We start from the raw sequence: 19,195 nt of genomic DNA, 5'->3' as shown, positions 1-19,195 counted from the left end.
TCAAAAGCGGAACCCGGTTTGTCACAGAAGGAATGACCATGCGTAAGTTTATCGGTTTTGACGTCGGCGGCACGCATATCAAACACGGCCTGATCACCGAAGAGGGCGAGGAGCTTTCCAGCGACGAATATGACACGCACTACGATCCTGACGCGTTTAAAAACGCCTGGCGCGAGACCGTTGAGCATTATCAAAAGCGCGACGAGATAGCCGGTATCGGCGTCAGTTTTCCAGGCTATATCAATCCGCATACCGGCCATGTGCCGAAGGCGGGCGCGCTGACGTTTCTCGACGGCTGCAATCTGCTGGACCTGTTTGGCGAGTTAACGTCGCTGCCGGTCACGGTGGAAAACGATGCGAACTGCGCGGCGCTTGGCGAGATGTGGCGCGGTGCCGGTCAGCGCTACGAGTCGTTTATCTGCATGACCATCGGCACCGGCATTGGCGGTGGGCTGATACTGAACCGCGAACTTTTGCGCGGCGCACATTTCCGCGCGGGCGAATTTGGCGTGATCCCGGTTGGCGATAACGGCGAGAATATGCATCAGATCGCCTCCGCGCGCGGGCTGGTGGAGGCGAGCCGCCAGGCGCTGTCGCTGCCGTCCGACGCGCCGCTGCATGGCAAAGAAATTTTCGAGCGTATGGGCGGCGATGTGCATCTGCGTGAAGTGGTGGAGCGCTGGGTCGGTTATCTGGCGCGCGGCGTTTACAGCGTGGTGTCGCTCTACGATCCGCAGGTGGTGCTGATTGGCGGCGGCATCAGCCAGCAGAAAGAACTCTACCCGATGCTTGAACGCACGCTTGAAAAATATAACTTCTGGGATGCGTTGCGGGTGCCCATTCAGCCCTGCCAGCTCGGTAACCAGGCCGGACGACTGGGCGCGGTGTGGCTCGCGAAACAACAGTAGCCCCGCCGCAGCGGGGCTTACGCGTTACATCGCCGCACGATAAATCGCCATGATCTCCGCGTGGCTTGCCTGCACCGGATTGGTTAATCCGCAGGCGTCCTTAAGCGCGTTTTCCGCCAGCTGAGCAATGTCATTTTCACGCACTCTCAGCTCGCGTAAACCAGCCGGAATATGCACCCGGCGAGCCAGCGCGCAAATCGCCTCGATACAGGCATTCGCGCCTTCAGCGTCGCTCATGGCGCCAACGTTAACGCCCATCGCCTGCGCGCAGTCGCGCAGCCGGTGCGCCGCCACGCTGCTGTTGAAGCGCTGTACATGCGGCAGCAGGATGGCGTTGCAAACGCCGTGCGGCAGATCGTAAAAACCGCCGAGCTGATGCGCCATCGCGTGGACATACCCGAGCGAGGCGTTATTAAACGCCATTCCCGCCATGAACTGCGCCCAGGCCATCGCCTCGCGCGCCGCGACATCATCCCCCTCTTCCACCGCCTGCGGCAGCGTTTGCGCAATCATGCTAATGGCTTTCAGGGCGCAGGCGTCAGTGACTGGCGTGGCGGCGGTGGAAACATACGCTTCGATGGCGTGGGTCAGCGCGTCCATGCCTGTCGCGGCGGTCAGCGATCTCGGCATCCCTATCATCAGCGCTGGATCGTTTACCGACATCACCGGCGTCACGTGTTTATCGACAATGGCCATTTTCACATGGCGCTCCTGATCGGTGATGATGCAAAAACGCGTCATCTCAGATGCCGTGCCCGCCGTGGTGTTGATGGCGATCATCGGCAGTTGCGGTTTGCGGGAGCGGTCAACGCCTTCGTAATCGCGAATATCGCCGCCGTTAGCCGCTACCAGCGCGATGCCTTTGGCGCAGTCGTGCGGCGAGCCGCCGCCGAGCGAAACCACGCAGTCGCAGCGGTGCGCGCGCAGCATACTTAAGCCCGCTTCCACGTTTTCCGTCGTCGGGTTCGGGTGGGTGCCGTCGAAAATCACGCTGTTAATGCCTTTCTGCGACAGCATTTCCTTGAGCTGGCCGGCCATGCCCAGCGCTGACAACATACCGTCCGTCACAATCAGCGCGTTGCGGTAGCCATATTCGCTGGCCATTTTCAGCGCTTCATCGAGACTATTCATGCCAATCATATTAATGGAGGGAATATAAAAAACAGACGCGGTCATACTCATTATCCTTAATGAATGAAATGAGCTTTCGAAAATACACCGCATGGCAGAGTGAAAAAAGCGAGTTGCCGCGAATTACGACGAATTGGTTGCCAGAAAGCACCATAAAATAAAACAGTTAGTGGAATTTCTCGTAATTATTCATGGAGTGATTAAAAGGCGGGGAATATATATTTCATAAATATACATTCCCCCATTTCGTTATTTTTATAGCGCGGAATTAAACAGCGCGCTGTCACGCAACAGATGTTCATTACCGCGACGGCGGGTAAAGCCGATGCGGTCGAAATATTCCAGAATCTGAATCGCCAGTTTACGGCCCACGTTCAGGCTGTCGCGGAAATCGGCGGCGACGGTCGCGCCTTTTTCGCGATCGAGCGTGCGGATCAGATCGGCGAACGCCACAATGCGATCGTGACGGTAGTAGCGATCTTTAACGATCGCCGTGATAAAACCCTGCTGCGCGGCGAGCCGCAATAGCTGGCGCATCGCCTGTTCTTCTTCGCCCGCTTCGCGCGCCAGATCGCGCACCCACCACGGCTCGTCGCCAAACAGTCCCTGGATTTTCTCCCACAGCGCCTGCTGAGCCTCACTGAAACCGGCCTTATGGCCCGGCAGATGCAGCCAGCCTTCGCGGCTCGCGAGTTGTCCGTCACGGCACATCCTCTCGATCAGCGCCAGCACCAGCGGTTCCGGCTCGGAAGGGAGCGCCATGCGACGCAGCCGTTCGCGGCCGGGGCCGGGCTCTTCGCTGTGCGTTTCATGGTAGCGGGCGAGCGTGGCGAGCAGTTTCTCCTGCCAGCGCGCCGCGAGCGCGCTGCTTAACAGATAACCGTTCGCCTGGAGATAGTCCCCACTGCCCGCCAGCGCGTCGAGCGATGCCGCAGAGAGCTGGCGCGCCCAGCCGAATGTCGCCAGCGCGACCGCGCCGCGCGAGGCATGGAGCCGCAGCGCGTCGGCTTCGGTTCTGGCACTCGCCAGTTCGTTGAGAAACGCGAGGAACTCCGGCTGGCGTTTGCCGCGCCGCGGGGTTTCCAGCGTGACGACGCGCGCGCCTGCGAGCGTCTGGCGCGCGCTAATGTCGCGCAGCACCAGCTGGTCGTTATCGGCCAGGAACAGCGGCGTGTCGAATACCAGCTCCGCCAGATCATCTTCCAGTAACGAAACGCGCCCGGTGACGTGGCTTGCCGCATGGTGAATATGCAGCGGCTGCCACTGTTGCAGCGGCGCATGGCGGTCGAGCGTGACGATAACCCGCTCTGCGGCCTGCGGCGGTGCGTCGCTGAGCAGCCAGTCGCCGCGCCGGATATCCGCTTTCTGCGCGTCGCCGCTAATATTCAGCGCGATGCGCTGACCGGCGAATGCGCGTTCCGTCGGCTGATTCTGCGCATGCAGGCCGCGCACGCGCAGCGGCGTATTCGCGCCGGTCAGGTAGAGCGTATCGCCGACATTCACCTCGCCGGAAAGCGCCGTGCCGGTAACGACCAGGCCCGCGCCCTTGACGGTAAACGCGCGATCGACCGCCAGGCGAAAGCGCTGCCCGGCAGGGTGCGTGCGCTCAGGCAACTGGCGCAGATGGTCGCGCAGCGCATCAACGCCCACGCCTTCGGTGGCCGCCGTGACGAACAGCGTGGCGTCATGCCAGCCATAATCGCTCAGCGTGGCCATCACCTGCGCTTTCACCTGCGCGAGGCGCGCGTCATCCACCCGGTCGGCTTTGGTGAGCGCCACGGTGAGCGTCGGCTGGCCGGTCAGTTGCAAAATCGCCAGATGCTCGCGCGTCTGGGCCATCACGCCGTCATCGCACGCCACCATCAGCAGCGCATGATCGATGCCGCCCACGCCCGCCAGCATATTAGCGAGGAATTTCTCATGGCCCGGCACGTCGATAAAGCCGATGACGCGCCCGTCCGGCTGCGGCCAGTAGGCGTAACCGAGATCGATAGTCATGCCGCGCTTTTTCTCTTCCGGCAGACGGTCGGCGTTAATGCCGGTAAGCGCCTCAAGCAGCGTAGTTTTGCCGTGGTCCACGTGCCCGGCGGTGGCGATAATCATTGCAACAACATCTCCATCAGTCCTGCCTCATCTTCAAGGCAGCGTAAATCGAGCCATAACCGCCCGTCGCTCACGCGCCCGATAACCGGCACCGGCAGGCGACGCCAGCGGGCGGCGAGCGCCTCCAGGCGGCTGCCGCGCCCGTCGCGCGGGGTGAAGGTGAGCGCAGCACCCGGAAGCCGGTCGACCGGCAGCGAGCCGCTGCCAATCTGTGACAGGCAGGGCATTACGTCTATCTGAAATTCATCGCCGTAGCGGGTTTCCAGCGCCGGGCGCAGGCGCTGCGCCTGTTCGTTAATGTCAGACGCCTGGCGCGTCAGCAGCCGCAGCGTCGGCAGCCGTTGTGCGAGTTTTTCCGGGTGCAGATAAAGGCGCAATGTGGCGTCGAGCGCCGCCAGCGTCATTTTATCGGCGCGCAGGGCGCGCTTGAGCGGGTGTTTCTGAAGCGCCGCGATAAGCGCTTTTTTCCCGACGATAATCCCCGCCTGCGGCCCGCCCGGCAGTTTATCGCCGGAAAAGCTCACGAGACTCGCCCCGGCGGCGAGCGCCTCCTGCGGCATCGGCTCTTTTGGCAGCCCATACTGACTGAGATCGATAAGCGAACCGCTGCCGAGATCGACAATCACCGGCAGCGTCGACGCCTGCGCCAGCTCGGCGGCGTCCACGGCTTTGGTAAAGCCTTCAATCTGGTAATTGCTGGTGTGCACTTTCATCAGCAGCGCGGTCTGCTCGCCGACAGCGTCAAGATAATCGCGCAGGTGGGTGCGGTTGGTCGTGCCCACTTCCACCAGCTGACAGCCCGCCTGGCGCATCACATCCGGGATACGAAACGCGCCGCCAATCTCCACCAGCTCGCCGCGCGACACAATCACCTCTTTGCCTGCGCCCAGCGCCGCCAGCATCAGCAACACCGCCGCCGCGTTGTTATTAACGATACAGGCGTCTTCCGCGCCGGTAAGCTCACAGAGTAGCTCCGCCAGCGCGCGGTCGCGGTGGCCGCGCTCGCCGCCTTCGGCGTCATACTCCAGCGTCACGGGCGAGCGCATGGCGCGGGCTACCGCCTCAACCGCTTCTTCCGCCTGCAACGCGCGGCCAAGATTGGTGTGCAGCACCGTGCCGGTAAGGTTAAAGACCGGGCGCAGCGCGCTTTGCGAACCGCGCGCCAGCCGCCCGGCCGCCGCCGCGGCCCAGTCATCGCACCATGAGGGCAGCGCCTGGCGTTCGCGAATGGCGAGCCGCGCCGCCTCCTGCATCGCGCGAAGGGTGTTGACCACGCGGGTATGGCCGTAGGTGTCCAGCAACGGCTGGAACGCGCTGTCGCGCAGCAGGCGGTCGGTGGCGGGAAGCTGACTGTAAAGCAGACGGGAATCGGTCGTCATGGCGTGCATAAACCTGGATAAAACGTGGCGATAATTTAGCAGGAAACGCGGGGCAGTTCAGTCCCCGCGCCCGGTCAGCGCAATAAAGGGCGGTTCACGCCCGCTCAGGCGCTGGGCGGCTCGGTACGCGCGAAGCTGTCGCGGGCAAAGAGCGCTTCCACCAGTTTCACCAGATGCGGACGCTGCGCGCACCAGCCCGGCGCCACGCGACGGAAATTGAGATAGCCGATGGCGCAGGCGGTGGCGATGGTGGCGAGCGTCAGTTCCTCAGCCTTCAGCGTGCCGTCAGCCACATACCCTTCCAGCGCATCGAGGCCGCGGTTGATTTTCTCCCGCTGGCGCAGCAGCTCATTTTCCGACTGCTGCTCAGGCGGGCGCGCCTGCTCGCGCACCGAGACCAGCGCCGCGTCCATAATGCCGTCGGCGAGCGCCTCCAGCTGGCGCACTTTTAGCGCAGCGCGCGGTTCTTGCGGCACCAGCGCCGGTTGCGCGTCCAGCAGCTCGATATACTGCGCGATGATGGGCGAATCAAACCAGGTTTCGCCCTCGTCGGTCACCAGCGCCGGCACTTTCCCGAGCGGGTTGTACTGCGCCATGCCGTTCTGTTCGGCATACGGCGATTCATTCACGAACTCAAACACGATGCCTTTTTCGAGCAACATGACGGAGATTTTGCGTACAAACGGGCTGGTGTAACTACCGATAAGTTTCATGCCGGGTCCTTTTACGTTATCGCCAGGGTAAGGGTAAGTATGGGTCAGGATACGCCAAAAGGAGGCGCGACGGCGCGCTAAAACGCGTTTCGCCGACGCCATTTTTGCGCGAATTCCTGGCTGTAACTTTCTTACAGACTCCCCCTGTTAGCATGAGTGAAAAATGTACGCCGCCTGTTCGGATTTTTCCTGGGAAATATTTTGTGATTAACATCACAAACTAATAACAAACACGCCGAAAGAAAATGTGACTTTATTCACATTTAAGGGGCGTTTATGGCGACATTTTGCGCATTGTCTTTTTTTTACACGTCTTTTTTGTGATTCAAATCACGCAACTTTACCCCGATCACCCCGACATCGCGTGATCGCGATCACACTTAAAGTGCCTGTCTGGACACCATCGCGATTCAGTGCCAGATTTCGCGTCATCAGAGCATGGGTCCGGCTACCTCTGCCGCCACGTTAACAATAAACCTCGGGCCGCAAGCCTGCGCGTAAACATAAGAAGGGGTGTTCTATGTCATCCGATATCAAGATCAAAGTGCAAAGCTTTGGTCGCTTTCTCAGCAATATGGTAATGCCTAACATCGGCGCGTTTATCGCCTGGGGTATTATCACCGCGTTATTTATTCCCACAGGATGGTGGCCAAACGAGACGCTGGCGAAGCTGGTCGGCCCGATGATCACTTACCTGCTGCCGCTGCTTATCGGTTATACCGGCGGTAAGCTGGTTGGCGGCGAGCGTGGCGGCGTGGTGGGCGCGATTACCACCATGGGCGTTATCGTCGGCGCGGACATCCCGATGTTCCTGGGCGCGATGATCGCAGGCCCGCTCGGCGGCTTCTGCATCAAGAAATTCGACGCCTCGGTCGACGGCAAAATCAAATCCGGCTTTGAAATGCTGGTGAACAACTTCTCCGCGGGCATCATCGGTATGATCCTCGCGATTCTGGCGTTCCTCGGCATTGGCCCGGCGGTCGAAGTGCTCTCCAAAGTACTGGCCGCGGGCGTGAACTTTATGGTGGTTCACGACATGCTGCCGCTGGCGTCGATTTTTGTTGAACCGGCGAAAATCCTGTTCCTCAACAACGCCATCAACCACGGCATCTTCTCGCCGCTGGGCATTCAGCAGTCGCATGAACTCGGCAAATCTATTTTCTTCCTGATTGAAGCCAACCCGGGTCCGGGTATGGGCATCCTGCTGGCGTACATGTTCTTTGGACGCGGCAGCGCCAAACAGTCTGCGGGCGGCGCGGCTATCATCCACTTCCTGGGCGGTATCCACGAAATCTACTTCCCGTATGTGCTGATGAACCCGCGTCTGATTATCGCCGTTATCCTGGGCGGTATGACTGGCGTCTTCTGCCTGACCGTACTGAACGGCGGCCTGGTTTCTCCGGCGTCTCCGGGCTCTATCCTGGCGGTACTGGCGATGACGCCGAAAGGCGCGTACTTCGCAAACCTGGTGGCGATTTTCGCCGCGATGGCCGTCTCCTTCGTGGTCGCCGCTATCCTGCTGAAAACCAACAAAGTGAAAGAAGAAGACGATATCGATGCTGCGACCCGTCGCATGCAGGATATGAAAGCGCAGTCTAAAGGTGCCGCGACCGCAGCGAGCGCGGATCTCAGCAACGACCTGAGCCACGTGCGTAAAATCATCGTCGCCTGCGATGCCGGTATGGGTTCCAGCGCGATGGGCGCAGGTGTACTGCGTAAGAAAGTGCAGGACGCGGGCCTGAGCCATATTTCCGTTACCAACAGCGCGATTAACAGCCTGCCGGGCGATGTGGATCTGGTTATCACCCACCGCGATTTAACCGAGCGCGCCATGCGCCAGGCGCCGCACGCGCAGCACATTTCGCTGACCAACTTCCTGGACAGCGGCCTGTACGCTGGCCTGACCGAACGTCTGGTGGCCGCGCAGCGTCATTCGCAGAACGAAGAGAAAGTGCGCACCAGCCTGCAGGACAGCTTCGACGCGAACGACAGCCACCTGTTTAAGCTCGGCGCGGAAAACGTCTTTCTTGGCCGTCATGCGGCGAATAAAGAAGAGGCGATTCGCTTTGCGGGCGAGCAACTGGTGAAAGGCGGTTACGTGCAGCCGGAATATGTGGACGCGATGCTGGAGCGCGAAAAACTCACCCCGACTTATCTCGGCGAGTCTATTGCGGTTCCGCACGGCACCGTCGAAGCCAAAGATCGCGTGCTGAAAACTGGCGTCGTGTTCTGCCAGTATCCGCAGGGCGTGCGTTTCGGTGAAGAAGAAGACGATATCGCCCGTCTGGTGATTGGTATCGCGGCGCGCAATAACGAACATATTCAGGTTATCACCAGCCTGACCAACGCGCTGGATGATGAAAGCGTGATTGAGCGCCTGGCGCACACCGACAGCGTCGATGAAGTCCTAGCGCTGCTTTCCGGTAAAACCGTGGCGTAAGACCGTGCAGAGAGGGACACTGTCCCTCTCTTTCTCATTGAGAAGCTATTGAGATAATTGTGCTCCACCAGGGCAACCCTGACTCTCCCGCTCAGGGAGAGGGCAAGGGAAAGGGAGGTCGCACGCAGCACCCTTTCCCCCGTCCTCTCGGGCGATACAGTTCCGCTTTAAGTAAGAAGGTATTCCCATGAAAGCATTACATTTTGGCGCAGGTAATATTGGTCGTGGCTTTATTGGCAAACTGCTCGCTGACGCAGGCGTCGGACTGACGTTCGCCGACGTGAACCAGACGGTGCTGGACGCGTTAAACGCGCGCCACAGCTATCAGGTGCGCGTGGTGGGCGAGCAGGAGCAGATTGATACCGTTTCCGGCGTGGATGCGGTTAACAGCACCAGCGAGGATGTCGTGACGCTTATCGCCACGGTCGATCTCGTGACGACCGCCGTTGGCCCGGTGGTACTGGAGCGCATCGCTCCGGCGATTGCCAAAGGTCTGGTGCTGCGTAAAGCGCAGGGCAACGAGCGCCCGCTTAATATCATCGCCTGTGAAAACATGGTGCGCGGCACCAGCCAGCTGAAAACGCACGTCTTTAACGCGCTCGAAGAGGGTGACAAAGCCTGGGTGGAAAGCCACATCGGTTTTGTTGACTCGGCCGTTGACCGTATCGTGCCGCCGTCGGCATCCGCCGCGCACGATCCGCTGGAAGTCACCGTGGAAACCTTCAGCGAGTGGATTGTCGATAAAACCCAGTTCAAAGGCGAGCTGCCGACCATCGCAGGCATGGAGCTGACCGACAATCTGATGGCATTTGTTGAACGCAAGCTCTTCACCCTGAACACCGGGCATGCTATAACCGCCTACCTCGGAAAACAGGCCGGTCATCAGACCATTCGCGACGCGATTCTGGATGAGAAAATTCGTCTGGTGGTGCGCGGCGCGATGGAAGAGAGCGGCGCGGTGCTGATTAAACGCTACGGCTTTGATGACGCGAAACATGCCGCGTATATCGAGAAAATCCTTAGCCGTTTTGAAAACCCGTACCTGAAAGACGATGTGGAGCGCGTTGGCCGTCAGCCACTGCGCAAACTGAGCGCGGGCGACCGTCTGATTAAGCCGCTGCTGGGCACGCTGGAATATGGCCTGCCGCATCAGAATCTGGTGCTGGGCATCGCCGCCGCGATGCATTTCCGCAGCGAAGACGATCCGCAGGCGCAGGAGCTGGCGCAGCTTATCGCCGATAAAGGCCCGCAGGCCGCGCTGGCGCAGATTTCCGGTCTGGACGCCAACAGCGATGTCGTGGCTTCGGCAGTAAACGCGTATAACGCAACAGCGTAATGAATAACGGGCGCGGCTGAGTCTGCGCCCGCTGATGATGTGTCAGATATGCAGGCAATGATGGAAGAAACCCAGGCCTTTGAAAACCGTGTGCTTGAGCGTCTGAATGCTGGCAAAACCGTAAGAAGTTTTTTGATCGCAGCCGTAGAGTTGCTCACCGAGGCGGTCAATATTCTGGTGTTGCAGGTGTTCCGTAAAGACGACTACGCGGTCAAATATGCCGTTGAGCCGTTGCTCGACGGCAGCGGCCCGCTGGGCGATCTCTCCGTGCGCCTGAAGCTGATTTACGGGCTCGGCGTGATAAGCCGCGCCGAATATGAAGACTGCGAACTGCTGATGGCGCTGCGTGAAGAACTCAATCACGACGGCAATGACTACGCCTTTACCGACGACGAAATTCTCGGCCCCTTCGGCGAACTGCACTGCGTCGTCGCGCTGCCTCCGGTGCCGCCCGCGCTTGAAAGCAGCGATCCGCAGCTTATCCAGATGCAACAGCAGCGCTACCAGCAGGTGGTGCGCTCCACCATGGTCCTTTCACTGACCGAATTGCTCTCAAGGATCAGCTTAAAAAAAGCCTTCCAGAAGTAGCTTCGGTGGCCGCGTAGCGCTTCTGTTCCCTCTCCCACCGGTCAGCCCTCCGTAACAGCCGTTACCCGCTCTGTGCTACACTCCGACGCAGTTAATCTTGCGGAAAAGAGTCATGAAACGAGAACTTGCCATCGAATTTTCACGCGTCACCGAAGCGGCGGCGCTGGCCGGGTACAAGTGGCTGGGACGCGGCGATAAAAACCTCGCTGACGGCGCGGCCGTTAACGCCATGCGCATTATGCTCAATAAAGTCGATATCGACGGGCAGATTGTGATTGGCGAAGGCGAAATCGATGAAGCGCCGATGCTCTATATCGGCGAGAAGGTCGGCACCGGCAACGGCGACGCGGTTGATATTGCCGTTGATCCTATCGAAGGCACGCGCATGACGGCGATGGGCCAGGCCAACGCGCTGGCGGTGCTGGCGGTAGGCGATAAAGGCAGCTTCCTGAACGCGCCCGATATGTATATGGAAAAGCTGATTGTCGGCCCTGGCGCGAAAGGCGTTATCGATCTCAACCTGCCGCTTGAGCAGAACCTGAAGAACATCGCCGCAGCGCTCGATAAACCGCTTAGTGAACTCACCGTCACTATTCTCGCCAAGCCGCGCCACGATGCGGTTATCGCGCAGATGCAGCAGCTCGGCGTGCGCGTTTTCGCGATTCCCGACGGCGACGTGGCGGCGTCTATTCTCACCTGTATGCCGGACAGCGAAGTGGACGTGCTTTACGGCATCGGCGGCGCGCCGGAAGGCGTGGTGTCGGCGGCGGTGATCCGCGCGCTGGATGGCGATATGCAGGGCCGCCTGCTGGCGCGCCACGTTGTGAAAGGCGACACGCCGGAAAACCGCCGCATCGGCGAGCAGGAGCTGGCGCGCTGTCAGGCGATGGGCATCACGGCGGGCAACGTGCTGAAACTGGATGAAATGGCGCACAACGATAACGTGATTTTCTCAGCGACCGGCATCACCAAAGGCGATCTGCTGGATGGCATCACCCGCAAGGGCAATATCGCCACCACCGAGACGCTGCTGATCCGCGGTAAATCGCGCACCATTCGCCGCATTCAGTCGATTCACTATCTCGACCGCAAAGACCCGGAGATCCAGACACACATTCTTTAATCGTTTGTCGGAACGAGCTTTCCGGCCCGCACGGGCTGGAAATGATGCGCGGCGCTGGCGAAGATAAAGCATCAGTTAACACAGGAGCGAAACATGGCGGATTGGGTTACAGGTAAAGTGGTTCGGGTTCAGCACTGGACCGATTCTCTCTTCAGTCTCGTGGTTCACGCCCCTGTCGCGCCTTTCACCGCCGGACAATTCACCAAGCTGGGCCTTGAGATTGACGGCGAGCGCGTGCAGCGCGCCTATTCTTACGTCAACGCGCCGGGCAACCCGGATCTGGAGTTTTATCTGGTGACGGTGCCGGAGGGCAAACTCAGCCCGCGGCTGCACGCGATGCAGCCGGGTGATGAAGTGATGGTGGTGAGCGACGCGGCGGGCTTTTTCGTGCTGGAAGAAATCCCCGAGTGCGAGACGTTATGGATGCTGGCGACCGGCACGGCCATCGGCCCGTATCTGTCGATTTTACAGGAAGGCAAAGATCTCGAGCGCTTTAAAAATATCGTGCTGGTGCATGCGGTGCGTTACGCCCAGGATTTGAGCTACTTACCGCTGATGCTGGAGCTGCAACAGCGCTACGAGGGCAAGTTACGGGTGCAGACGGTGGTAAGCCGTGAAACGGTCTCCGGCTCGCTGACCGGGCGCGTGCCGGCGCTGATTGAGAGCGGCGCGCTGGAAGAGGCGGTCGGGCTGCCGATGGACACCGCGACCAGCCATGTGATGCTGTGCGGGAACCCGCAGATGGTGCGCGATACGCAGCAGTTGCTCAAAGATACGCGCCAGATGGCGAAACACTTGCGCCGCCGTCCGGGGCATATGACGGCGGAGCACTACTGGTAATCAGCGGTACTTCACATCCAGCGTGTCTTTGCCGTATTTGTTCTCGCCCTGGGTGCCGAGAAACGCGCCCAGGTCCAGCACCATCATCACCATGATAAGCGTCGGGATGAAGCGCCCCACGGCCCACTGCCAGACGCCGCCCAGCACCGCCCAGTTACCGGCGAGCAGCATCCACGCGAGGATCATCAACAGCGCCCACGCGCCAGATTTGCCGCGGTCGTGCAGGCGTTTCACCACCACCGCCGCCGTCGGCCAGAGCAGACAAACCAGCATAAACGCGGCGGTCTGGGTATTGAGCAAATCATTGCCAGTGAGGGTAAAAAGGATAATCATCGACGCCACCCAGAGCGCCATCCATACCCAGAAATCACGACGGCCAATACGGCCTTTAAAAGAGAACAACCACTGCTGAAGGGTCATAGCTAAAACCTTACTGTGTGCGTGGCGCACAGTTTACCCTGGTGCGGACGGGTTTTGACAAGCCAGCCCGATCTGGTTTTAATCGCTGTGATACGCAACCGGGAAAGGTGAATCATGAAGCCGCTGTTTTATCTTCTTTTTCTGACGCTGCCGCTGGCGGCGCGCTTCGCTGATGCCGAAACCGACCCGGATACGCTGACGCCGACCGCGCCCTATCTGCTGCCCGGCTCGCCCACTTTTGATCTCTCAATTTCCCAGTTTCGCGAACGCTTCAACGCCGATAACCCCACGCTCCCGCTCAATGAATTTCGCGCCATCGACGTGAAAGGCGACAAAATCAATCTGGTGCGCGCAGCCAGCAAGATTAATGAAAATCTCTATGCCTCCACGGCGCTGGAGCGCGGCACGCTGAAAATCAAAAGTATTCAGATGACCTGGCTGCCTATTCAGGGGCCGGAGCAAAAAGCGGCGAAAGCCAAAGCGCTGGAGTATATGGCCGCGCTGCTGCGGAGTTTCACGCCGAAAATCAGCAAAGCGCAAAGCCAGCAGCGGCTGACGCGTTTGCTTACCGAGGGCAAGGGCAAACGCTACTTCAGCCAGGCCGAAGGCGCGATTCGCTATATTGTCGCAGACAGCGGCGAAAAGGGTCTTACCTTCGCGGTTGAACCGATTAAGCTTGCGTTATCGCAAACGCTGGAAGGGAGCAATAAATGACAAAAAGCAAAGCCTTTCCGGGTACGAATCTCTATACTGTTTCACAGACCACGCTGCCTGACGGGCAGCAATAATCCTTAATTCGCTTAGCGCGTGGAGAATGAAAATGCGACATCCTTTAGTGATGGGTAACTGGAAACTGAACGGCAGCCGCCACATGGTAAACGAGCTGGTAGCTAACCTGCGTAAAGAGCTGGCTGGCGTATCTGGCTGCGACGTAGCGATCGCCCCGCCGGCGATGTATCTGGATCTGGCAAAGCAGGCCGCTGCTGGCAGCCACATCATTCTTGGTGCCCAGAACGTCGACGTTAACCTCTCCGGCGCGTTCACCGGTGAAACTTCCGCTGAAATGCTCAAAGATATCGGCGCGAAATACATCATTATCGGCCACTCCGAGCGTCGTACTTACCACGCGGAATCTGACGAGCTGATCGCGAAAAAATTCGCCGTGCTGAAAGCGCAGGGTCTGGTGCCGGTACTGTGCATCGGTGAAACCGAAGCTGAAAACGAAGCGGGCAAAACGGAAGAAGTCTGCGCACGTCAGATCGACGCTGTGCTGAAAACCCAGGGCGCCGCGGCGTTTGAAGGCGTTGTGATTGCTTACGAACCGGTATGGGCTATCGGTACCGGCAAATCCGCCACTCCGGCGCAGGCACAGGCGGTTCACAAATTCATCCGTGACCACATCGCCAAAGCCGACGCGAAAATCGCCGAGCAGGTTATCATTCAGTACGGCGGTTCTGTGAACGCGGCTAACGCGGCAGAGCTGTTCACCCAGCCGGACATCGACGGCGCGCTGGTAGGCGGTGCCTCTCTGAAAGCGGACGCGTTCGCGGTTATCGTGAAAGCCGCTGAAGAAGCGAAAAAAGCGTAATGCTCTGCGCCGCTCATTCGGGCGGCGCTCTTTCATCCCTTCCCTGCGCTCTCCATTGCCTTCAGGCGCTTTTCCGCTGACGATGAAACTTGATGCTCTGCATAATTTCCTGATACTGCCAGTGGTGTGAATCCAGAAATTCACCGATGCAGGTGCCGATGTAACTCACCATCTTTTTACCTTCCTGCGCATCGTTTATCAGAATCACCGTCTGGCGCTGAAACACTGGCGTATTGTCTTCCATATACTGATAAAACATATCGACCGCCGGTTCGCCGTCGATCACGGTCATCTCCGTGGATTCCAGACGGAATTCGGGCAGGGAGGTTTCCATTTCTCTGACGATGCGGGCGGCGACGGCATGGACCTTATCATCCGCATTGGCAGAGGCTCGGGAAACGACAAAGGTTAATTCACTTTCGTTACTGTCACTAACGGGGAATAAATTCATAACTCAGTCTTTATCTATTTTGGGCGTAACACGCTCTGCTACCTGTTAAAAAAAGAAAACACGACGCCGCACGGGCGACCGCCATATTAAAAATCGCACATTTATGCTGGGTGTATTTGCGTTAAGATAAACCGCATTTCCGGCAGAGGATAACGCGTTTCGTCGGGCAATTAAAAGCCCTGAGGACAATTTCCTGCCTTATGTGAAATTTATTCAATACAGACAATAAGTTATATGCCCTGTGGTTATGCAATAGCAGCGATAATTCTCTATTTTCTTATGATTTTACTGTGCATATGATCAGGCAATATAACCGATGCGGTAACAGATAAGCATTAATTGATAAAAAGCGTCAGGGGAAATCAGGCTGATAAAGCTTGTGAGGCAACGGAAAAGGAAAAACCGCCGGACGCTATCTCGCCTTTATCCTGAAAATAAGCACATTTAAAGCCGGTATAATGCTCTTATAAAATCATCAAATGACTCTGCAACCTCAAAGAGGGCATCGCCATCCTGGGCGTAGAGATAGATATGGCCGTAATCGCTTGCTTTTAATGAAAGAAAAAAAGGATTACCGCCATTATCGTAAGCGAAAGGAATAAACTCATTTTTATGCCAGGGGCCATATTCGCTCTCAGCAGGCGAAATGCTGAATATGTCATTAATGAGTGTTTCAATGGGAAGCGTTCCATACTTGATCGGGTTAAAACCGCCCACAGGGATTCCCCACCGGTCTGCCTCAACGTCTTCCTCAGCTAAGTAACCGCCATTTATTCTTAAGTAGTGCGCTTTGAAGGATTCCGGCAGGGGTACTGGAAAGCATTTTGCAAATTCTGTCCATTCGATGTGACTTATCTTTCTTTCGGGATCGACCAGTTCAACCATGGGTAAGCGCTCCTCTGGGAAAAGCATATTTAAAAAAATAATTCGCAAGATATTTGATTTTTTTATTATCGCTAAGAGATACCCTATACTTACACATTAGCGGTTTGTTAAAAGCATCATTAACTTCAAAACGTTTTTTAATATCATTACATCAATCGCCTTCAAACAGGCCAATGTACTTTAAACCATTATAGCTAACTGATGGGTCGGGCTTCACATCCAATGCGGAATCAGCATACCATACTAAAGCATTCGCTTTTTGAATTCCTGATGCGTAATATATCGATTTAACATTTTCTTTCTCACTTTCGTCTACAGCAGCTTCTTCAAGAAGATCATCTAACGGAACTGCTTTACTTTCTCTGCGTATAATGCCAATAAAATCTTCATCGTACCATTTTATACCCAGGCCCTTACAGAATCCGCATACTTGATAATCGGGATCGTCTATATCGCCATCGGTAGAATAATCTAATTCAAAATAACGCATATAGTCATCTGCCGATGAAAAGTTATTCTCTATCCATATATGAACCTTATTGTTCATCATTTTAAAAGCCTCTGGCATTAAAGTGCTGGTTATGATTAAAATACCCCCCTAACAACATCATAATTATTAATCAGATTTTGGCTCAGGTTTTCATCAGAAGGCATAATCTGATGATGGTTAAAAAATTTAAAGTTTCTGCTTTTGTTGCGATGAGTTAAAAGACAGGGCAGCTCCTTCGGTCACCGATGCGCCATTACATGTGTTCTTTCTTCCACTGAGAAAATATCATTTTATATTTTTCATGATCAGGTATTGTAAGCGCTGTTTTCTCGATATCTTTTTCAAGATAGTCAAAAAGCTTAGTCTTCAACAAAGCTTCATCATGCACGGCCTCCATACCGAAAAAATAGGTAAAAGCACCATCTTGACTATCCTCTCTAAAGTACCCATCCTTTTCCGTGTCCGTTACTATAACTGTTATCATTTCACCTATAGGATGTGTAGGTTCATATGAAGACAACTGTGTTGTCAAAATTTTCATTTCTGGATAGAGTTTATTGTAAGTTTTGGATAGCTTCCTATCGTCAACAGCAATTGTTAGTGATACTTTCATAATTACCTACTAATTTTGATGATAAACTGAGTTATAAGGAGGCATGTCAACAAATATACACTCATATATTTTAATATAACGAATTCCTAATGGTCATGCAGCAGACTTACCTTTAAAAGTTGTCAGGCTAGTTGAATACACATCAATACCCAACACACTGAATCGTTTTTGATGCTCTGCAATTATATTATGTATGCGGATCCTATAAATATAATTAAATTATCTTATATTCAAAATCGCTTACTCTTTACATATCATTTAAAATATCATCTAACCAAGAGGAGGATTTCTGAGAACAAATGATGTTATCCAAAAATATCATAACATTCTTCTTTTTACTTACGTTATCATATTCAAAATCAGGTATAGCAAATATATAACTAATTTTCTCCACACCTAATGCGTAAAGCCTCTCCGCAACAGGAGTTGTAATAAAAAGAAAGCCATTATCAATAGCCGAATTATCAGGACCAATATCTCCCAAATCTCCGTGCTCTTTCCCATACCATATTGAAATGGCATGGTCATAATCAATAAATCGTTTTTTTAAACCAAAATCTTTTTCAAATTTGGACGTCCCATTTTCTTTGTAAAAATAATTTTGAACTAACTCATAGTTTGCACACGTTGTATACCATACAGCATATTTTTCAGTAAGTTCCATACGTTCACCCTTAAAATGGCAGGTCAAATAGGCCGAGTGGTAATCTTTTGGAAGACCATTTTCTTAAAGCATTAAGATAAGATTCAATATCCTTCGCTTTTTCTGCAAAAGCAATCATTCCTTTATGAGCCAGTGATAACTGCGATGTCACGCATCTTGAGTATGGAAGCGTATGAATACCCATTATGCCGTCATCACCCAGGAATTTAACATTCCCTATTGGGGTTCTCCATCTCATCTATTCATCAGACGTCACATTCATGCATTTAAATTTATCTTCTTGAGAAACTGTTTGTTCCCAAGAAATTTGTCGCAGTCGAGGTACTGGCCCTGGAAGCGCAGGTTCTGCGGCACCTGCCACTGCGGCACGCTGAGTTCGCGCTCCGTTTCGCCCCAGGTACTGAACTGCCCGCGCCAGACGGTCTGGCCGTCCGCGTCCGTCACCCGCTCCGGCAGGCCGTTGAGTCCGGTGTGGTACCAGTAAATCTCACAGTCGTCGAAAACGCTGTCGACGCACGCCAGCGGCGGATTTCCAGCGACAGCGTGTTGTGGCGGTACTCGGTGCGGTGCTCTGCGTTTTCGCGTTTTCGCGTTTTCGCGGGCGGTAAGATAAATTCCCTTTACAAAAGTAGGATTAATAATTCCAACTAAAAAAACCTTTGTTGAAAATATAACATCACAGAACTAACATTATAAAAAATGCATTGCCTTGGATAAGACGATGCATTTAACATAAAGAAATCAAAGTCACTTTAAAACAACAGGATTGAATACTACAATATCTTTATCTTTTTTCACACCACAAGGCATACTCCCCGTTTTAAATATCTCATATATTTCTTCAAGAGGTGAACCCGGCACAATTCCATTAATATATCGCTGAGTTGAAACCATACTCAACATATATATAGCCTCATCGCTAACTTCGCTTATAAAACCCTCATATTTTTTATTTTCCGCAAGCCCCATCTTCTTCTTTAAAAGATATGCTTTACGCTTTCTGATATTTTCTTTTAAAGCATCCCCTTTTGAAATCATCATTTGCTTCTTAATAGCTTCCTGCGATTCTTTATAAAGAGGGTCTAAAAATAATTCGGAAGTAATCTCCGCAAAAAAATCACTCCATACCAAATATTGTTCAGGCAATTGTTGACCAAAAAGAAGATGCAAAGCCAACTTCTCATCATTAATATATTCTAGGTTTAATACATCTCCATTGCTTCCAGCAAGAAACTCAGGCTTGCGGGAAAACAGCATAGGCTCCATGTAAATGGCTACATCAACTTGCATATTCACCTCAATATATCAGTCCACAAATTATACACACGCTCCCTACCAGGTGGCACTGTCCGGCAGCACCTCCTTCACCGGGAACGCGAACACCGGGTGCCACGTGGTGAATGTGCTGTTGCCAAGCGGGTCATGCACTTCCGTCAGGTTGCCGTGTTCGTCGTAGCCGTATACCCAGCGACTACTCTCAGCAAAATATTTAAGGCTCTGGTTATTATTGATTTTGTGCCAGA

Annotated in this window: 19 protein-coding genes and 2 pseudogenes; 8 read left to right on the top strand and 13 right to left on the bottom strand. The window is 54.9% G+C overall.

Translation table 11 applies throughout. The features are described 5' to 3' along the window. Window positions 1–38 precede the first annotated feature (38 nt). Window positions 39–908 (top strand): ROK family protein, encoded by an 870-nt coding sequence (locus ACUW6V_RS18310; RefSeq protein ID WP_004387349.1) that lies wholly within the window; start codon window positions 39–41, stop codon window positions 906–908. Between the two features lie 24 nt (window positions 909–932). Here the strand turns inward: ACUW6V_RS18310 and yiaY are convergent, their stop codons facing one another. From yiaY to ACUW6V_RS18290, 4 genes are all read right to left on the bottom strand, one after another. Beyond that, a complete protein-coding gene (yiaY, locus tag ACUW6V_RS18305) occupies window positions 933–2,084 on the bottom strand; it encodes an L-threonine dehydrogenase (protein ID WP_454038746.1) in 1,152 nt (383 codons plus the stop codon). Window positions 2,085–2,294: 210 nt separating this feature from the next. Next, window positions 2,295–4,142, bottom strand: coding sequence for a selenocysteine-specific translation elongation factor (selB, locus tag ACUW6V_RS18300; protein ID WP_454038745.1), 1,848 nt, complete (start codon window positions 4,140–4,142; stop codon window positions 2,295–2,297). Then, a complete protein-coding gene (selA, locus tag ACUW6V_RS18295) occupies window positions 4,139–5,521 on the bottom strand; it encodes an L-seryl-tRNA(Sec) selenium transferase (RefSeq protein WP_104678465.1) in 1,383 nt (460 codons plus the stop codon). The genes selB and selA overlap by 4 nt, the downstream gene beginning before the upstream one ends. A gap of 104 nt (window positions 5,522–5,625) precedes the next feature. Continuing rightward, window positions 5,626–6,234, bottom strand: a complete 609-nt coding sequence (locus tag ACUW6V_RS18290) for a glutathione S-transferase (protein ID WP_004386327.1) — start codon at window positions 6,232–6,234, stop codon at window positions 5,626–5,628. A 520-nt stretch (window positions 6,235–6,754) separates the two neighbouring features. On the opposite strand from ACUW6V_RS18290, the gene ACUW6V_RS18285 reads away from it, so the two are divergent. The 5 genes from ACUW6V_RS18285 (at window position 6,755) to fpr (ending at window position 12,561) form a co-directional block, all read left to right on the top strand. Beyond that, a complete protein-coding gene (locus ACUW6V_RS18285; protein WP_454038744.1) occupies window positions 6,755–8,674 on the top strand; it encodes a PTS mannitol transporter subunit IICBA in 1,920 nt (639 codons plus the stop codon). 187 nt (window positions 8,675–8,861) lie between these two features. Beyond that, the gene (gene mtlD / locus ACUW6V_RS18280; RefSeq protein ID WP_012126114.1) at window positions 8,862–10,010 is read left to right on the top strand and encodes a mannitol-1-phosphate 5-dehydrogenase; all 1,149 of its coding nucleotides are present in this window, start codon (window positions 8,862–8,864) and stop codon (window positions 10,008–10,010) included. A gap of 48 nt (window positions 10,011–10,058) precedes the next feature. Further along, window positions 10,059–10,598, top strand: coding sequence for a mannitol operon repressor MtlR (mtlR, locus tag ACUW6V_RS18275; RefSeq protein ID WP_319738820.1), 540 nt, complete (start codon window positions 10,059–10,061; stop codon window positions 10,596–10,598). A gap of 112 nt (window positions 10,599–10,710) precedes the next feature. Then, window positions 10,711–11,721: a class II fructose-bisphosphatase gene (gene glpX / locus ACUW6V_RS18270; protein WP_014729870.1), complete on the top strand. Its 1,011-nt coding sequence runs from the start codon at window positions 10,711–10,713 to the stop codon at window positions 11,719–11,721. 93 nt (window positions 11,722–11,814) lie between these two features. After that, entirely contained in the window at window positions 11,815–12,561 is a 747-nt protein-coding gene (fpr, locus tag ACUW6V_RS18265) for a ferredoxin--NADP(+) reductase (RefSeq protein WP_014729871.1), read from the top strand. Here fpr and ACUW6V_RS18260 read toward each other — a convergent pair whose 3' ends face one another. Further along, window positions 12,562–12,981 (bottom strand): DUF805 domain-containing protein, encoded by a 420-nt coding sequence (locus ACUW6V_RS18260; RefSeq protein ID WP_004386333.1) that lies wholly within the window; start codon window positions 12,979–12,981, stop codon window positions 12,562–12,564. It abuts the gene before it with no gap. A gap of 114 nt (window positions 12,982–13,095) precedes the next feature. Here ACUW6V_RS18260 and ACUW6V_RS18255 point away from each other — a divergent pair, with 114 nt between their 5' ends. Both ACUW6V_RS18255 and tpiA read left to right on the top strand, forming a co-directional pair. Continuing rightward, complete coding sequence (locus ACUW6V_RS18255) at window positions 13,096–13,695, top strand: YiiQ family protein (RefSeq protein ID WP_032988581.1); 600 nt, start codon at window positions 13,096–13,098, stop codon at window positions 13,693–13,695. Between the two features lie 106 nt (window positions 13,696–13,801). Next, window positions 13,802–14,569, top strand: coding sequence for a triose-phosphate isomerase (tpiA, locus tag ACUW6V_RS18250; protein WP_007872501.1), 768 nt, complete (start codon window positions 13,802–13,804; stop codon window positions 14,567–14,569). Between the two features lie 61 nt (window positions 14,570–14,630). On the opposite strand, the gene ACUW6V_RS18245 is transcribed toward tpiA, so the two are convergent. The 8 genes and pseudogenes from ACUW6V_RS18245 to ACUW6V_RS18210 form a co-directional block, all read right to left on the bottom strand. Continuing rightward, window positions 14,631–15,020: a DcrB-related protein gene (locus ACUW6V_RS18245; protein WP_007779863.1), complete on the bottom strand. Its 390-nt coding sequence runs from the start codon at window positions 15,018–15,020 to the stop codon at window positions 14,631–14,633. 444 nt (window positions 15,021–15,464) lie between these two features. After that, the gene (locus tag ACUW6V_RS18240) at window positions 15,465–15,905 is read right to left on the bottom strand and encodes an SMI1/KNR4 family protein (protein ID WP_115080036.1); all 441 of its coding nucleotides are present in this window, start codon (window positions 15,903–15,905) and stop codon (window positions 15,465–15,467) included. 151 nt (window positions 15,906–16,056) lie between these two features. Continuing rightward, complete coding sequence (locus ACUW6V_RS18235) at window positions 16,057–16,455, bottom strand: immunity 22 family protein (RefSeq protein ID WP_319738818.1); 399 nt, start codon at window positions 16,453–16,455, stop codon at window positions 16,057–16,059. A 193-nt stretch (window positions 16,456–16,648) separates the two neighbouring features. Next, window positions 16,649–17,008: a hypothetical protein gene (locus ACUW6V_RS18230; protein ID WP_319738817.1), complete on the bottom strand. Its 360-nt coding sequence runs from the start codon at window positions 17,006–17,008 to the stop codon at window positions 16,649–16,651. Window positions 17,009–17,255: 247 nt separating this feature from the next. Further along, window positions 17,256–17,672: a hypothetical protein gene (locus tag ACUW6V_RS18225; protein WP_319738816.1), complete on the bottom strand. Its 417-nt coding sequence runs from the start codon at window positions 17,670–17,672 to the stop codon at window positions 17,256–17,258. A 315-nt stretch (window positions 17,673–17,987) separates the two neighbouring features. Continuing rightward, a pseudogene (locus ACUW6V_RS18220) lies at window positions 17,988–18,200 on the bottom strand (RHS domain-containing protein); the annotation flags it as partial. Between the two features lie 219 nt (window positions 18,201–18,419). Further along, the gene (locus tag ACUW6V_RS18215) at window positions 18,420–18,962 is read right to left on the bottom strand and encodes a hypothetical protein (protein ID WP_319738813.1); all 543 of its coding nucleotides are present in this window, start codon (window positions 18,960–18,962) and stop codon (window positions 18,420–18,422) included. 45 nt (window positions 18,963–19,007) lie between these two features. Continuing rightward, window positions 19,008–19,151, bottom strand: a pseudogene (locus tag ACUW6V_RS18210) (RHS repeat domain-containing protein); the annotation flags it as partial. Between the last annotated feature and the right edge of the window lie 44 nt (window positions 19,152–19,195).

It is taken from the genome of Cronobacter sp. 153480017-3, assembly GCF_053627815.1.
The sequence above is the reverse complement of the archived record's forward strand: the minus strand, read 5'-3'. Positions and strand labels throughout refer to the sequence as shown.

Excerpts from the sequence above, each read along its gene's own strand:
- ACUW6V_RS18310 (WP_004387349.1), top strand. The coding sequence starts at position 39 with ATGCGTAAGTTTATCGGTTTTGACGTCGGCGGCACGCATATCAAACAC.
- yiaY (WP_454038746.1), bottom strand. The coding sequence starts at position 2,084 with ATGACCGCGTCTGTTTTTTATATTCCCTCCATTAATATGATTGGCATG.
- selB (WP_454038745.1), bottom strand. The coding sequence starts at position 4,142 with ATGATTATCGCCACCGCCGGGCACGTGGACCACGGCAAAACTACGCTG.
- selA (WP_104678465.1), bottom strand. The coding sequence starts at position 5,521 with ATGACGACCGATTCCCGTCTGCTTTACAGTCAGCTTCCCGCCACCGAC.
- ACUW6V_RS18290 (WP_004386327.1), bottom strand. The coding sequence starts at position 6,234 with ATGAAACTTATCGGTAGTTACACCAGCCCGTTTGTACGCAAAATCTCC.
- ACUW6V_RS18285 (WP_454038744.1), top strand. The coding sequence starts at position 6,755 with ATGTCATCCGATATCAAGATCAAAGTGCAAAGCTTTGGTCGCTTTCTC.
- mtlD (WP_012126114.1), top strand. The coding sequence starts at position 8,862 with ATGAAAGCATTACATTTTGGCGCAGGTAATATTGGTCGTGGCTTTATT.
- mtlR (WP_319738820.1), top strand. The coding sequence starts at position 10,059 with ATGCAGGCAATGATGGAAGAAACCCAGGCCTTTGAAAACCGTGTGCTT.
- glpX (WP_014729870.1), top strand. The coding sequence starts at position 10,711 with ATGAAACGAGAACTTGCCATCGAATTTTCACGCGTCACCGAAGCGGCG.
- fpr (WP_014729871.1), top strand. The coding sequence starts at position 11,815 with ATGGCGGATTGGGTTACAGGTAAAGTGGTTCGGGTTCAGCACTGGACC.
- ACUW6V_RS18260 (WP_004386333.1), bottom strand. The coding sequence starts at position 12,981 with ATGACCCTTCAGCAGTGGTTGTTCTCTTTTAAAGGCCGTATTGGCCGT.
- ACUW6V_RS18255 (WP_032988581.1), top strand. The coding sequence starts at position 13,096 with ATGAAGCCGCTGTTTTATCTTCTTTTTCTGACGCTGCCGCTGGCGGCG.
- tpiA (WP_007872501.1), top strand. The coding sequence starts at position 13,802 with ATGCGACATCCTTTAGTGATGGGTAACTGGAAACTGAACGGCAGCCGC.
- ACUW6V_RS18245 (WP_007779863.1), bottom strand. The coding sequence starts at position 15,020 with ATGAATTTATTCCCCGTTAGTGACAGTAACGAAAGTGAATTAACCTTT.
- ACUW6V_RS18240 (WP_115080036.1), bottom strand. The coding sequence starts at position 15,905 with ATGGTTGAACTGGTCGATCCCGAAAGAAAGATAAGTCACATCGAATGG.
- ACUW6V_RS18235 (WP_319738818.1), bottom strand. The coding sequence starts at position 16,455 with ATGATGAACAATAAGGTTCATATATGGATAGAGAATAACTTTTCATCG.
- ACUW6V_RS18230 (WP_319738817.1), bottom strand. The coding sequence starts at position 17,008 with ATGAAAGTATCACTAACAATTGCTGTTGACGATAGGAAGCTATCCAAA.
- ACUW6V_RS18225 (WP_319738816.1), bottom strand. The coding sequence starts at position 17,672 with ATGGAACTTACTGAAAAATATGCTGTATGGTATACAACGTGTGCAAAC.
- ACUW6V_RS18215 (WP_319738813.1), bottom strand. The coding sequence starts at position 18,962 with ATGCAAGTTGATGTAGCCATTTACATGGAGCCTATGCTGTTTTCCCGC.